This is a genomic window from Myxococcus sp. SDU36, assembly GCF_030168875.1.
GTDB lineage: Bacteria > Myxococcota > Myxococcia > Myxococcales > Myxococcaceae > Myxococcus > Myxococcus vastator.
Window position 1 is genome coordinate 2,341,993 of record NZ_CP077414.1, and the last position, 15,609, is coordinate 2,357,601.

At 73.9% G+C, this 15,609-nt stretch carries 2 protein-coding genes (1 of these 2 only partly in view); both read right to left on the reverse strand.

Annotated features, from left to right (window positions below):
* Nucleotides 1–10,193: the 5' portion of a non-ribosomal peptide synthetase/type I polyketide synthase gene (locus KGD87_RS09105; RefSeq protein ID WP_284667074.1), read on the reverse strand. Its footprint begins 1,186 nt before the window's first position; the window shows 10,193 of its 11,379 coding nt (coding positions 1–10,193); the start codon lies at nucleotides 10,191–10,193; the stop codon falls past the left edge of the window.
* Nucleotides 10,186–15,582, reverse strand: a complete 5,397-nt coding sequence (locus KGD87_RS09110) for a non-ribosomal peptide synthetase (RefSeq protein ID WP_284667075.1) — start codon at nucleotides 15,580–15,582, stop codon at nucleotides 10,186–10,188. The genes KGD87_RS09105 and KGD87_RS09110 overlap by 8 nt, the downstream gene beginning before the upstream one ends.
* Nucleotides 15,583–15,609: the final 27 nt, after the last annotated feature.

Consider the following 15,609-nt stretch of genomic DNA (forward strand, 5'->3'; position numbering starts at 1 on the left):
GCCGCCCCTGGCGCGGAGGCGGACTGGTGCCAGCCCTCGTCACCGGGAGCGAAGCGCAGCCGGAGCGCGTCATGGTGTTCCAGCAGGTGCCCCAGCGCCCGCTGCAACAGCGCGGCGTCCAGCGGCGCCTTCGCCTCCAACAGCAGGGACATGTTCCAATGGTGCGCATCCTCCAGCGCCAGCTCGAAGAACCAGTGCTGGATGGGGGTCAGCGCCACGGGCCCGGTGACGGGGCCCTGCTCGGCCTGCACCGCGAGGCGCGTCCCCGCGACCGCCGCGAGCCGCGCCACCGTCGGGTTCTGGAACAACTGCTTCGGCGACAACTCGATGCCCGCCGCGCGCGCCCGGGTGACGATTTGCAGGCCCAGGATGGAATCACCGCCCAGCTCGAAGAAGTCGTCGTGGATGCCCACGCGCTCCACCGAGAGGACGTCGCGCCAGAGCGCCACGAGGGTCTCCTCCACCTCCGAGCGCGGCGCCGCCACGGGACCTTGCGCGTCCGCCGTGGGCCGCTCCGGCGCGGGCAACGCCCGGAAGTCCACCTTGCCGTGCCGGGTGCGTGGCAGCGCGCCGAGCGTGACGAACGCCGAGGGGACCATGTACGGCGGCAGCCGGGACATCAGCCACGCCTTCAAGGCCGCGGCGTCGGGTGCGCTGTCCGCGCCCTCCCGGGCGGGCACGACGTAGGCCACGAGGCGGCCAGGGCCACGCCCGTCCACACGCGCCATGACGGCCGCGTCCTTGACCTGGGGGCTCGCGAGCAGCGCGGCCTCCACTTCACCCGGCTCGATGCGGAAGCCCCGCACCTTCACCTGCCGGTCCACGCGGCCCACGAACTCCAACGCTCCGTCCGCGCGCCAGCGGGCCACGTCGCCCGTGCGGTACATGCGGGCGCCCGGACGTCCCTCGAACGGGTCCTCCACGAATCGCTCGGCCGTCAGCGCGGGCTGGCCCAGATAACCTCGCGCCACCCCCGCGCCGCCCACGTACACCTCTCCGGGAGCTCCCTGCGGCACCAGGTTGCGCCGCGAATCCAGCAGGTACACCCGCGCCCCCGGCACCGCGCGGCCAATGGGCACGCGGCCCGGTGCGTCCGCGCGAACCCGGTGCACCGTGCTCCAGATGGTGGCCTCCGTGGGGCCGTACTCGTTGAACAAGGGGACCGCGGGCAGCGCGTCGTGATGCGCTCGCGTGAGCTCCACCGGACACGCCTCGCCGCCCACGCTCACCGCGCGCAGGCTCGGCAGGCCGCCCGGAGGCGCCGCCGCGAGCACCTGCCCATAGAGGGCGGGCACGGAGATGAAGTGAGTGACCTCCGAGCGCACGACCCGCTCCGCCAGCCTGCGTGGGTCCTCGCGCTCCTCCGCCTCCGGGTAGCGCAGCGTGCCGCCACCGAACAAGGACCACAGCAGGCCCGCCAGCGAGGCATCGAAGGTGAACGGCGCCAGGGACATGACCACGCCCGGCGCGCCGTAGACCTCGTGCCGCGCGAGCGTCGCGGACACCAACTGCCGGTGCTCCATCACCACACCCCGCGGCGTCCCCGTGGACCCCGACGTGTAGACGACACACGCCGCGTCGTCCGCGGCCGGGGCGCTGGGCGGCGCCTCCAGGCTGGCGGGCACGGAGTCCAGGTGGAGGACCTCCGTCCCCTCGCGCGTGGGCACCCGGGCGCGTGAAGCCTCCGTGGTGAGCACTCCGCTGGCTCGCGTCTCCGCGAGCAGCCCCGCGAGGCGCTCCATCGGGTGGTCCAGGTCGAGCACGACGGCCGCCGCCCCCGCGCGCATCACGCCGAGCAGCCCCACCACCACTTCCGAGGGATGTGCCAGCGCGAGCGCCACGATGGCCCCCTGTCCCACGCCTCGCGCCGACAGGTATCCGGCGATGCGCCCCGACCGTCCGGCCAGCTCGCGATACGTCATCGCCTGATGGCCGTCCTCCACCGCCACCCGGTCCGGCGTGCGCGCCACCTGCGCCAGGAAGCGCGCCGGGACGCTGTCCACCGCCGCGACGCCCGGCAGCGGCGAGGCGTTCCACTCCACCAACAACCGTTGGCGCTCGGCCCCGGTCAGCAGCTCGAGCTGTGACAGCCGCAGCTCCGGCGCCGCCGCCACCGACTCCAACACGCGGAGCAGGTGCCCCGCGAGCCGCGCGATGGTGTCCGCGTCGAAGAGGTCCGTGTTGTATTCGATGCCGCCGCTCAGGCCCGCTGGCGTCTCCGCGAGCTCCAGGGTCAGGTCCAGCTTGGTGGCCCCCGTGTGGACGGGCCGGCCGCGAAGCTGGAGCCCGGCCAGCGACAGCTCCGGCGTGGGCGTGTTGTGGAGCACCAGCATCGTCTGGAAGACGGGCGTGTGGCTGAGGTCGCGCGGGACGTGCAGCGCCTCCACCAGCTTCTCGAAGGGCACCTCCTGGTGGGCGAAGCTCTCCAGCGCGGTCCGGCGCACGCGGCCCACCAGCTCCGCGAAGGCCGGGTCGCCAGCCAGGTCCGCACGCAGGGCGATGGAGTTGATGAAGCACCCCATCAACGGCTCGACCTCCGGGCGGTTCCGGCCGGCCACCGGCGTGCCCACCGCGAAGTCCTCCTGCCCCGAGTACGCGTGGAGCAAGGCCTGCCACGCGGCCATCAGCACCATGAAGGGCGTCGCCCCCACCCGCCGGCCCACGGAGGCCAGGGCCTCGGTCAGCGAGCGAGGGAGGGTGACGGCGCGCCGCTCGCCCTCGTAGGTCTGCACCGCGGGCCGAGGCCTGTCCGTTGGAAGCTGGAGCACGGGCACGCCCGTCAACACCTCGCGCCACCAGTCCTGTTCGGACTTCAGCGCGGGGCCCTTCATCCACTCCAGCTGCCAGACGGAATAGTCCGCGTACTGCACGGGCAACGCGGGCAGCGCCGCGGGCTGGCCCGTCTTCGCGGCCTCGTACAAGCGGGCCACCTCGTGCACCATCACGCCAGCGGACCAGCCGTCCGAGATGATGTGATGGAGCGTGAGCAGCAGGACGTGCTCGGTGTCGCCCCGCCGGAGCAACATCGCCCGGAGCAGCGGCCCCTGCTCCAGGTCGAAGGGACGGCGCGCCTCTTCACGGGCCCAGCTCGCGACGACGTCCTCGCTCGCCCCCTCCGCCACGAGCAAGGGGATGGGAACCTCCAACGTTGGCGCGATGACCTGCACCGCGTCCGCGCCCACCTGGGCGAAGGTGGTCCGGAGCGCCTCGTGCCGGGCCACCACCGCATTGAACGCCTGGGTCAGCGCCGCCACGTCGAGCGCACCGCTCAGCATGAACGCGACGGCGTTGTTGTAGGCGACGTTCCCCGGCTCCAACCGGTCCATGTACCAGAGCCGCTGCTGTGAGAACGACAGCGGCAGCGGCCGATCTCGCGACACCACGGGGATGGGCGGCGGCCCCTGCCGTGCCTTCGCGGCGGCGCCCGGCATGGCGGCGGCCTTCGGCGGAGCGGGACGGCGCGTGGGGGTGGGCACGGCGGGCAGCAACTCCAGTGTTCCATCCGCCCGGCGCCGGGCCCTGCGCCCGGTGTTCAGACGGCGCACGCCTTCCTGCGCGGTGGGGAGGACTCGCAACGCGGAGCGCTCCGGCGCGTTCCAGAAGCCCCCTGGCACACCCGCGCCCTCCACCATCAACTCCCCCACCACGCCCAGGGGGACGGGCTGACCGCGCCCGTCCACCACGCTCCAGGCCGTGCCGGCTGGAGCCTCCGTGCCCATCGCCCACGCTCCGGGCCCCAGGGCCTCATGGCGATGCGCGACGCGCCCCGGGAGCAGCCGCTCCAGCGACGCCGCCACGTCGGGCGCGGCGTCCTCCAGCAGCACCTGACGAACGGGACGCAGCGCCGCCTCCGCGCCGGGGAGCGCCAGCAGCGACCGCGCGAGCGCCGCCGTGCAGTGCAGGTGCGTGACCTCCGCCTCCCGCACGAGCGACAACAAGGCCGTCGCTGCGTCGGGCCCTTCCCTCAACCGGGGCACCGGCACCGCGAGGCCTGGCTCCGGCGAATGACGGGCCCGCAGCCCGTCCAGGTGACGCAGCCCCTCCAGGGTCGCGTCCACCTCCACGCCGAAGTCCACGAGGCAGGCGATTTCGTCCACGTCGAGCCGCCGCACGCGCTCCACCACGGGGCCGCAGCTCTCCGGGGTGCCAAAGAGGCCGCCGTCGTCCATGTAGCGTTCGACGCCGTGGCTCAGCAGCGCGTCCATGTCCGCGGGCGTCAGTGAGCGCGGGTCCACCTGAAGGCCCTGGCTGGCCACGAAGCCCGCGAGGATGTCCACCGAGCCGCGGAAGTAGTCGAGCAGCGGCTGTCGCACCCGCTCGCGCACCACGGCCGGGTCGTCGCCCAGGTACGCGTGCATCATCAGGCTCACGTGCCCCCGGCCCGGATGACCGTGCTGGCGCCACGCGTCCCGGTACAACGCCACCTTGGAGGCCAGGTCATCCAACTGCTGGCCCATCAAGTTGGTGAGCACGTAGGCCCCCAGCTCTCCGGCCAGGCGGAACGTCTCCGGACTCCCAGCGGCGGTGAGCCAGACAGGCAGCGACTTCTGCACGGGCCGAGGCCGCAGCGACAGCGCCACCTCCTCCCCATTGCCGTTGCGCCGGAGCACCGTGCCCCCGCCCCACAGCGTCCTCACGTCTTCGATGCCGCGAAGGAGGACCTCCTTCCTGCGCGCATAGCGGTCCGGCGCGAACACGAAGTCATTCACGTGCCAGCCGGAGGCGAACGACACGCCGACGCGGCCCTCGGACAGGTTGTCCAGCACGGCCCACTCCTCGGCGACGAGGACGGGGTCGTGCAGCGGAAGCACCACGCTGCCCGCGCGAATGCCCAGGCGCTCCGTCACCGTCGCCACGCCCGCTCCCACCACCGCCGGCCGGGGATAGAGCCCACCGAACGAATGGAAGTGCCGCTCCGGCGTCCACACCGCCGAGAAGCCATGGGCGTCCGCGAACTTCGCGGCCTCCAGCAGCAGCCGGTACTTGCGCCCACCCAGCGAGTCCTCGTCGTTGGCGAAGAAGGACAGGCTGAAGTCCATGGGCCGCCGCGAGCCGCCAGCGCCCGAGCCTCCCCACGCGAAGCGCGCACGCTCCGTTGGCAGCACCACGCGCAGCCCGCGCGTCAGGGCCCACAGCAACTCCAGTCCCGCCCCCGGCTCGGTGGGCGCCTCCGCCGCGAGCCAGACGCCCCCTTCCGGCGCTCCCCCCGCATCCAACCGCGCGAACAACGCCGCGACCGTGCCGTGCGTGTGGATGGCGTGAAGCCGCTCGCCCCCAGGCCCGCGCAGGGGCTCCAGGCAGACCCGCTCGGAAGGAGGCTCGGAGACGGGCTCGGTGACGGGCTCGGCCCCCGCCTGGGACGCGGGCTCCGAGGCCTCTGGAGCCGCGAGCACCCCATCGACGTGGAGGACGCGCGAGCTGTCGAGCGGTTCGCTCGTGCGGACGTTCGCGCGCGTCAGCAGCAACGGAGCGGGCGCGCCCGGCGGTGCGAACGCGGACAGCTCACGGAGCCGAGGCACCGGCAACAGCACATAGGCCGCGCCCACCTCCAGGACCGCCCACAGCGCGACCACCTGCTCCACCGACGCGTCCAGGCACACCGCCACCAGGGCGTCGGGGCCCACGCCTCGCGCCTTCAGTTCGGACGCGAGCCGCCCCGCTCCCGCGCGCAGCTCTCCCCACGTGACGGCCCGCCCATCCGCCGCCGTCAACGCGACGGCTGACGCGGCCTTCGCCGCGCGCTCCCGCAGCAGCGACGCCAAGGGCACGGGCGCGGGGAGGCGGCTGTCCGCCAGCGGGCGGGCGGGCGGTGATGGCGGCGCCTCCAGTGGCAGCTCGGACACCGGCAGGTCGGGGTCCGCCACCGCGGCTTCGAGCAGGGTGGTCCAGTGCGCCATCAACCGCTCCACGGTCGCCCGCTCGAAGCGTTCGTCCGCGTAGTCCACGGTGCCAGCGAAGCCGTGCGCGTGCTCGCCCAGGGAGATGGACAGGTTCGACAGGACCGCGCCGAACTGCGGTGGCCCGTTCTCCAGCTCCACCAGACTCATCAGCAGGCCGGGCAGCTCCACGTTGGGCTCGAAGCGGGTGTGCAGGACGAGCAACGTGTCGAAGACGCGCTCGCGGCCCGTGTCCTTCCGCGGCTCGATTTCCCGCACCAGCTCTTCGTACGGGACATCCGGGTGCGCGTAGGCCTCCAGCAACACGTCCCGGACTCGCGCCAGCAGCTCGCGGAACGGCGGGGCTCCGGACAGGTCCGTCCGAAGCGGGACGGCGTGCGCCACGTAGCCCATCAGCGGCTCCAGCTCCGGCCGGCTGCGGTTGCCAATGGGGGTCCCCACGACGATGTCGTCCTGGCCCGACCAGCGCGACAGCAGCGCCTTCCACGACGCCAGCAGCACCATGAACGGGGTGATGCCCTCACGCTGCGCCAGGGCCTGAACCGACTCCGACAGCGCGCGGGAGAACCCCACGTTCAGCCGCTGGCCCCGCAGCGCGTGCCCCTCGCCCGGGGCACGGTCCACCGGCAGCGCCAAGGGCCCCGGGAGCGACACCAGCCGCTCGCGCCACGCCGCGGCCTGCGCGGCGAAGGCCCCCTCTCTCAGCGCCCGTCGCTGCCAGGCCGCGTAGTCCGCGTACTGCACGGCCAGGGCGGGCAACGCGACGGGCTGCCCCCGCTTGAAGGCGCTGTAGTGCGCCCCCAGCTCCTTGCCGAGCACCACCAGCGACCACGTGTCACACACCACGTGATGCACCGTGACGGCGAGCAGGTGCTCTTCCGGAGACAGCCGCCAGAGGCGCGCGCGGACCACGGGCCCGCGCTCCAGGTCGAAGGGACGCGCCACCTCGTCATGGACGTGCTGCTCCCAGCCCTCGGCTGCCAGCGGCTCCACTGTCAGCGGCAGCTTCACCTCCGGCGCGATGCGGAGGACCGTCGCGCCCTGGACGCGCGGATAGGAGGTGCGCAGCGCCTCGTGACGGCGCACCACCGCCTCCAGGCTCCGCTCCATGAGCGCCACGTCCAGCGCCCCGCGCAGCCGCAGCACCACGTACATGTTGAGCGCCGGGTTGCCCGGCAGCGCCTGCTCCAGCGCGCAGACACGCTCCTGCACCACGGACAGGGGCAACACGCCGTCACGCGCGATACGCGCGAGCGGCGGCAGCGCGGCCTCCCCCGCCACCGCGCCCGCCGAGCCCATCCGCGCCTGGATGCGCGCGGACACCCCGGCCACCGTGGGCGCCTCGAACACGTCGCTCAAGGGGAGCTGTACCGGGAACGCCTCGCGCAGCCGCGTCAGCATCTGCGCGGCCATCAGCGAGTTGCCCCCCAGTTCCAGGAAGTCGTCGTGGATGCCAAAGTCCGCGCGGCCCAACCGCTCGCGCCAGATGGCCAGCACCTGCCGCTCCACGTCCGTCCGAGGCCCCGCGACGTCGGGCGGTCCTTCCTGTTGGACCGCCGCCACGTCGGCGGGAGGAGGCGGCACCTCACGAGGCACCGGTGGACTGGCGAGCACGGGCGCGGGCGCGGTGCCCATGGATTGGCGCTGGAAGGGATAGACAGGCAGCGGCAACTTCCGGCGCTGCTCGTGCGCGTAGACCTGGCTCCAATCGAGCGCCCATCCCTGCTCCCACAACGCGCCCAGCGCCGCCATCAGCGCCGCATGCGGGCTCGACGCCGACCCCGCCCGCGGCAGCGACGCCACGGCCCGCCCCGCGTGTCCGCGCAAGCCCAGCTTCGCCAGGGCCGTGAGCGCCTGGTCCGGCCCCACTTCGAGGAACACCGTGCAGCCGTCCGCCTGGAGTGTCTCCAGTCCATCCGCGAAGCGCACCGGCGCCCGCATCTGCCGGACCCAGTAGGCGGGGTCCGTTGCCTCGTCCGCGCGAATCCACGTCCCGGTGACGCTGGACACGTAGGGGCGCTGGGGCGCGGACAAGCGCAGCCCGGAGACGACCTGGCGCAGGTCCTCCATCAGCGGCTCCACCGCCGCGGAGTGGAACGCATGCGCCGCGGGCAGGCGCAGCACGCCCACGCCCCGTGTCGTGAGCTCGCGCTCCAGGGCCTCGACCTCCGGCGTGGGGCCGGAGACCACGCAGCGCTCCGCCCCATTCACCGCGGCCAGCGACAACGCCCCCGTCAGCAAGGGACGCACGACTGCCTCGGAGCACCCCACCGCCGTCATGCTGCCCGCGGGCATGCGCGCCATCAGCCGGCCACGCGCCGCCGCCAGGGCCAGCGCGTCCTCCAGGGGCAGCACGCCCGCCAGGCACGCCGCCACGTACTCACCGAAGCTGTGCCCCAGCAGCGCATGGGGCTTCACGCCCCACGACTCCCACTGGCGCGCGAGCGCGTACTCCACCGAGAACAGCGCGGGCAGCGCGCAGCCCGGGTCCGCCAGCAGCGCCTTCGCGGTGTCCTCGCCTCCTGGCGCGGGGAACAACACCGCGCGCACCGACGCCTCCAGCCGCGGCCCCAGCTCCCGCAGGCAGGTCTCCAGCGCTTCGCGGTACACGGGCTCCGCGGCGTGAAGCGCTCGCCCCATGCCCACGGACTGCGCGCCCTGTCCCGGCAGCAGGAACGCCACGCGCGCCTCGCGCGCCGCCGCGACGTCCTCCACCACGCGCCCCCGTCCCGGCGCCCGCAGCGCGGCCACCAGCGCCTCCCGGTCGCCCGCCACCACGGCCCTCCGGTGCTCGAAGGCGCGGCGGCCCGTGTTGCGGGTGAAGGCCACGTCCGGCAACGACACCTCGCCGGGCGCGCGCTCCAGCCAGTCCGCCAACTCCCGCGCCGTGGACGCCAACGCCTCGGCCGTTCGAGCCGACAGCGTCACCACCTGCGTGGGGCGCGAGCACTCCGGGGTCTGAGCGGTCAGCGGCGCCTCTTCCAGCACCACGTGGGCGTTCGTCCCCCCAATGCCGAACGAGCTGACGCCCGCGCGCCGGGGCACGTCGCCCCGAGGCCAGGGCCGGAGCGCGTCCACGACGAAGAACGGACTGCCCGCGAAGTCGATGGCCGGATTGGGGCGCTCGAAGTGGAGGCTGGCCGGCAGCGCCTCGTGCTTCAGGGCCAGCACCGCCTTGATGAGCCCCGCGAGCCCCGCCGCCGTGTCCAGGTGGCCCACGTTCGTCTTCACCGAGCCCAGGCCGCAGTACCCCGTCGCGTCCGTATGACGGCGGAACGCCCGCGTCAGCGCCGCCACCTCGATGGGGTCCCCCAGCGCCGTGCCCGTCCCGTGCGCCTCCACGTAGCCGATGTCCCGCGCCTCCAGTCCCGCGTAGGCCAGGGCCTCACTGATGACGTCCGCCTGCCCCTCCACGCTCGGCGCTGTGTAGCCGACCTTCGCGGCGCCATCGTTGTTGATGGCCGACCCCTTGATGACGGCATGGATGGTGTCGCCATCCCGCAGCGCGTCCGCCAGGGGCTTGAGCACCACCGCCGCCGCGCCGTTGCCCGGCACCGTTCCGGCCGCGCGTGCGTCGAACGCCCGGCAGTGGCCGTCCGGAGAGAGAATCATCCCCTCCTGGAACAGGTAGCCCGACCGCTGTGGCAGCGACAGCCGCACCGCGCCCGCCAGCGCCACGTCCGACTGGCGCATCAGCAGGCTCTGACACGCCATGTGCACGGCCACCAGGCCCGTGGAGCACGCGGTGTAGACGGACAGGCTCTCACCGCGCAGGCCCAGCTTGAAGGACGCCTTCGTCGCGAGGTTCTCCCCCGTGGTGCCCAGCAGCTCGTAGAGCGACGCGGGGTCCAGGGCGCCCTGCCCCAACAACCCCAACGTGTGCAGCGAGGCGCCCGCCCCCGCGTAGAGCGACACCTTCCCGTCGAAACGTTCGGGGTCGAGCGCGGCGTCCTCCAGCGCGGCCCACGCGCACTCCAGGAACACGCGCTGCTGCGGATCCATCCACTGCGCCTCGCGCGGCGCCACGCCGAAGAAGGCCGCGTCGAAGTGGTCTCCGCCTTCCAGCTCCGAGGCCACCGGCACGAAGTTCGGATGGCCACGCACCGGCGCGGGGACCAGGGGCGACGGCTCCAGCGCCTCCGGAGGCAGGCGGGTGATGGACTCCACGCCGTCACGCAGGTTCCCCCAGAACGCCTCCACGTCGCGGGCCCCTGGAAAGCGGACCGCCATGCCGATGATCGCGATGTCGTTGCCCATCCCCGTGCTGTCTCCGCCCGTCATGTCGTGGTCAGCCATTGCCTCGAGGGTTCCTTCCTCCGCGACGCTGGAGGACCTGTCGCCGGGCCTCCGCGCGCGTCTGGTGTTTCTCGTCGGACGCCGACCCTGGACGCGCCTCGGACGCCAGGCGCCGGGCAAGGGAGTGGACGGTGGGGTGTTCGAAGAGGTGGGTGATGGGCACGTCCTGGCCCAGCGTCTCGCGCAGCCGCGCGCACGTCCGCACCGCCGCCAGCGAGCTGCCGCCGAGGTCGTCGAAGAAGTGCGAGTGCACCCCCACGGAGGGCAGCCCCAGGGCTTCCGCCCAGGCCTTCGCGAGGGACTCCTCCAACGGCGTGCGCGGCGCGCTCTCCGCCGTCACGGTCCGCACCGGGGCGGGCAGCGCGCGTGCGTCCACCTTGCCGCCGGTCGTCATCGGCAACGCCTCCAGGGAGATGAGGTCCACCGGGACGAGCTGCTCCGGGAGCCGGGCACGCAGGCGCGCGCGGACCTCGCCCGGCGGCAGCGGCGCTCCGGGGCCCGGCACCACGTAGGCCACCAGCCGCGCCTCCCCTCCAGCGGGCGGCGACCACACGCGCACGTGCGCCTGCCGCATCCCCGCAAGCTCCCGGAGGGCCACCTCCACCTCGCCCGGTTCGATGCGGAAGCCGCGCAGCTTGAGCTGGGCATCCACGCGCCCCAGGAATTCGAGCCGCCCGTCCGGCGACCACCGCACCCGGTCCCCCGTGCGGTAGAGCCGCGCACCGGGCGCGCCGCCATACGGGTCCGGAACGAAGCGCTCGGCCGTGAGGCCCGGCTGGCCCAGGTAGCCGCGCGCCACGCCCTCCCCGCCCACGAACAACTCGCCCGCCACGCCCACCGGTACGGGGCGCAGGGCCGCGTCCAGCACGTACGTGTCGACGTGCGCCATGGGCACGCCGATGCCCGGCGCCAGGTCACCCGGAGGGTTCCACTCCCAGGTCGCGCAGACCGTCACCTCCGTGGGCCCGTACCCGTTGATGAAGGTGCGGCCCGGCCCGAAGCGAGTCACCAGCTCGCGCGGGCACACGTCGCCGCCAACGACGAGCACCGCCAGGTCCGGCAGGGGCGCATCCGGCAGCAACGCGACCACGGAGGGAGGCAGCAGCGCGGAGGTGATGCGCTCATCGCGCAGCACCCGGTACAGCGCGTCTCCCGCGAGCACCTCCCCCGCTGGCGCCACGTGCAGCGCGGCCCCCGTGGTGAGCGCCATCAAATAGTCCCACACGGACATGTCGAAGGCGGGCGACGCGTGCTGGAGCACCCGGGTGCCGGGGCCGGGCCGCAGCGCCAGGGAGGACCGGGCCAGGTGCGCCATGGACTGGTGGGTGACGACCACGCCCTTGGGACGCCCGGTGCTCCCGGAGGTGTAGATGACATACGCGGCGGCCTCGCATGGCCACGCGGCGCCCGACTCCGCGGCGGAGACCCTGGGCGTCGCGTCCAGCACCTCCCGCGTGCCGTGCGACTCCCAGGTCAGGACCTCGACGCCTTCGGGGACCGCCAGATGCCGGGCCAGACTCGCGTGGGACAGCAGCACCCGGGCGCCACTGTCCCGCAGCATCCACTCCAGGCGCTCCGCGGGAGACGTGGGGTCGAGCGGCACCACCACGCCCCCCGCCGCGAGCACGGCGAGGAAGGCCACGACGGACTCGGGCCCGCCTCGTGACAGCAGCACGCCGACCCGCGCCTCTCGCGCCACGCCGTGTCGCCGCAGCCGCGCCGACAACCGCCCCGCCCAGACATCCAGCGCCGCGTAGGACCAACGGGCCGGACCCGCGACCAGCGCGACCGCGTCCGGCGTCTCCGCGGCCCACGCGCCGAACCGCGCGAGCAGCCCAGGCGGCGCCATGTGCCCGGACGCGGCCTGGGCTTCCCCAGGAACGCGGGCCGCCCCATGTCCGTGGGACAGCACGCGGTCGCGCTCGGCGGCGTCCAGCAGGGGCAGGTCCCCCACGTGCGCGCGCGGCGCCAACGAGGCGGCGTCGAACAGCGCCCCCAGGTGGCGCGCCATCCGCGCCGCGGCGTCCGCATCGAAGAGGTCCGAGCAGTACTCCAGGCTGGCCACGAAGCCCCCCTCCACCTCGGCCATCATCAGCGAGAGGTCGAAGGCGGAGGCGCGGTGCCGCAGGGGAACGGCCTCGACGTCCAACTCGCCCACCCGCGCTCGAGCGCCCTCCGCGCCCAGCGCCAGGCCGCCCAGCGCCTCGCGTCCCGGACGGCCGGACTGCAAGGCGAACATCGCCTGGAAGACGGGCGCGCGCGAGGCGTCTCGCCGCGGCTGCAGCTGCTCGACGAGCCGCGCGAAGGGCAGCGCCTGATGGTCCAGGGCGTCCAGGACCGTGGCGCGGACGTGGGCCAGCAGCTCGGAGAAGGACTGGGTCCGCGGCACGCGCGCGCGCAGCGCCACCGGGTTGACGAAGTACCCCAGCTGCCGTGACAGGTCCGCGCGAGGCCGGCCCGCGGTGGGCGTTCCCACGACGAGGTCCTCCTGGCCGGTGTAGCGGCTCAGGAACGCGAGATAGCCCGCCAGCAGCGCCATGAAGGGCGTCGCGCCCTGGTCGCGCGCCAGCGCCTTGAGCCGCGCGGCCGTCTCCGGCGGCACGGTGAAGGTGACGGTGGCGCCACGGAAGGACTGGAGCCGCGGACGCGGGCGCGACGTGGGCAGGTCCAACACCGGCAGCTCGCCGCCCAGCCGCTCGCGCCACCAGGCCACCATCGCGTCTCCTCTCGCGTCCTCCAGGCTGGCTTCCAGCGCCTGAAGGACGGGCGACGCGGACGGAGGCGGTGGCGGCAACGACGCGGCCGTCCCCTTGACCTCCGCCGCGTACAGCGCCCCCAGCTCTCCGGCGAGCACCTCCAGCGACCAGAAGTCGGTGACGAGGTGGTGCATGACGAGCAGCAACACGTCCCCACGCGGCGCTCCGGTGAACAGGTGCACCCGCAGCAGGGGGCCGCGTTCGAGGTCGAACGCGCGGTGCGACTCCGCGTCGAGCCGCTCACGCAACGCGGACTCCGTCCACGCGGCCGCGGCTTCGCGCACCAGCGCGGGGACGGACTCGCTCTCCCGACGCGCCGGCGCCCCCTGCTCGTCCGGGAACGCGGAGCGCAACGCGGGGTGACGGGCCACCAGCGCCGCGAAGGCGCGGTCCAGCGCGGCGGCGTCGACGGGCGTGAGGAACCGCACCGCCCGAGCCACGTGGTAGGCGGTGCTCCCAGGCGCCATGCGCTGGAGGAACCAGAGCGCGCGCTGCCCCAGCGGCACGAACGACGCCGCGGACGCGGGCGAGGCCGTGAGGACCGGGGACGCGTCGGCCGCGGCCCGCGATACCCACTCCGCCACTTCACGCAAGCTCGGGCCTTGGAGCAGGAAGGCCACCGGCGGACTGACCCCCCAGCCGGCCTCCACCGCATGCACCACCTCGAGCGCTCGGAGCGAATCGAGCCCATGCCCAGAGAGCGGCGCGTCGACATCCACGGCGCGCGCGTCCGCGCCCAGCAGCGCCGCCACCTCGCGGCTCAGCGCGGGGAGCACCTCGGCGGCTGAGCGCCCCGGCGCGACGGAGGCAGGCACGGCCTCACCGTGCGAGGCGCCCATTCGCGAGGGCTCGTCACGCCCGGTGGGCAACGCCTCCCGCCAGGCGAGGACGACGTCCAGCGTCCCCGCCAGGAAGGCCTCGCGCGTGGCGCGCCGTTGCACCTTGCCGCTGGAGGTCTTGGGGAGGGAGCCCGCGGAGATGAGCACCACCGCGGACGCGGCCAGGCCATGTTCCTCGGACAAGGCCGCGCGGATGCGCGTGACGACCTCGGCTACCGCGCCGTCGGCCGCCACCTTCGCGGCCACCTCCTGGACGAGCACCAACCGCTCCTCACCCGCCTCTTCCACGAGGAACGCGGCGCCACAGCCGGGACGCACGCCGGGGTGACAGCGCTCCGCGGACTGCTCCAGGTCCTGCGGATAGTGGTTGCGCCCCCGAAGCACGAGCACGTCCTTCGCGCGGCCCGTGACGAAGACCTCCCCGTCTTCGATGACGCCCAGGTCCCCCGTGCGCAGGTACGGACCTTCGCCCGAGTCCGCGAGCCGCCCGTGAAACGTGCGCTCCGTCTCCGCCGGCCGCTGCCAGTATCCGTCCGCGACGCTGGGGCCCCGCACCCACAGCTCGCCCACGCGTCCCGGCGGACACAGACGGCGCGTCACCGGATCCACCACCCGCACGTCCTGGTCGCCCAGCACCTGGCCACAGCCCACCAGCACGGCCTCCGCGGACCCGTCCTCGGGGGCTCGCGCTTCACCCCGCAGCAAGCCCTCCCGTGAGAAGCGCCGCACCACCGGGGCCGCCGCGCGCACGCCGCCCGACACGATGAGCGTCCCCTCCGCCAGGCCATAGCAGGGGTAGAACGCCTCACGCCGGAAGCCCGCGGGCGCGAACGCCTCCGCGAAGCGCTCCAGCGTGTCCGCGCGCACCGGCTCCGCGCCGCAGAAGGCCGACTCCCAGCGGCTCAAGTCCAACGCGGCCCGCTGCGCGGGCGTGCTCTTCCGGACGCACAGGTCGAACGCGAAGTTGGGCGCGCCGCACACCGAGCCCCCGTAGCGCGACACGGCCTCCAGCCAGCCCATGGGCCGCTGGAGGAACGACAGCGGTGGCAACAGCACCATGGGTAAGTCGCGGTACAGCGGCTGGAGGAGCCCGCCAATCAACCCCATGTCGTGGTACGGCGGCAGCCAGAGGACGCCCACCGCGTTCGGGCTCGCGTCGAAGCCGCGGGCGATCAACCACGAGTTGTGCAGCAGGTGGCGGTGCCGCAGCACCACGCCTCGCGGCGTCCCCGTCGAACCCGACGTGTACTGGAGGAACGCCACCGACTCGCCGCTCAGGGCCGGTGCGCGCCAGGCCGTTGCCTCCGCCAGGGCCACCGTGTCCGTGGCCAGCCAGCGGAGCGCGCGCAAGTCCGGCGCGCCTTCCGTCAGCGGCTCCACCATGTCCGCGATGCCGGACGTCGTCAGCGCCACCCGCGCGCCACAGTCCGCCACCAGGGCCTGGAGCCTCGGCAAGGTGCGGCCGAGCCGCATCGGGTCCGGTGGATAGGCCGGTACGGCCACCACGCCCGCGTAGAGGCACCCCAGGAAGCCGAGCGCGTACTCACGGCCCGGTGGATACAGCAGCAACGCGCGATCGCCGGGCGCCAGGTGCCGCTGGAGCAGCGCGGCCACGGCCCGTGCCCCCGCATCCAGCTCCGCGTACGTGAGGACGCTTTCGCCTTCATCCTCCAAAAACGTGTAAATCCAGTCCTCGGGCTGCGTCGCCGCCCGGGCCCGGCACACGTCCACCAGGGTGGCATCTCCCGGGCGAGCAGCCTCGGAGGCGTACTGGGAGCGAATCGGAAGGTGCATGTCGTCGGAGTCCCGTTGCCTGACTGG

Coding starts and splice junctions, on each gene's coding strand:
- KGD87_RS09110 (WP_284667075.1), bottom strand. CDS start 15,582: ATGCACCTTCCGATTCGCTCCCAGTACGCCTCCGAGGCTGCTCGCCCG.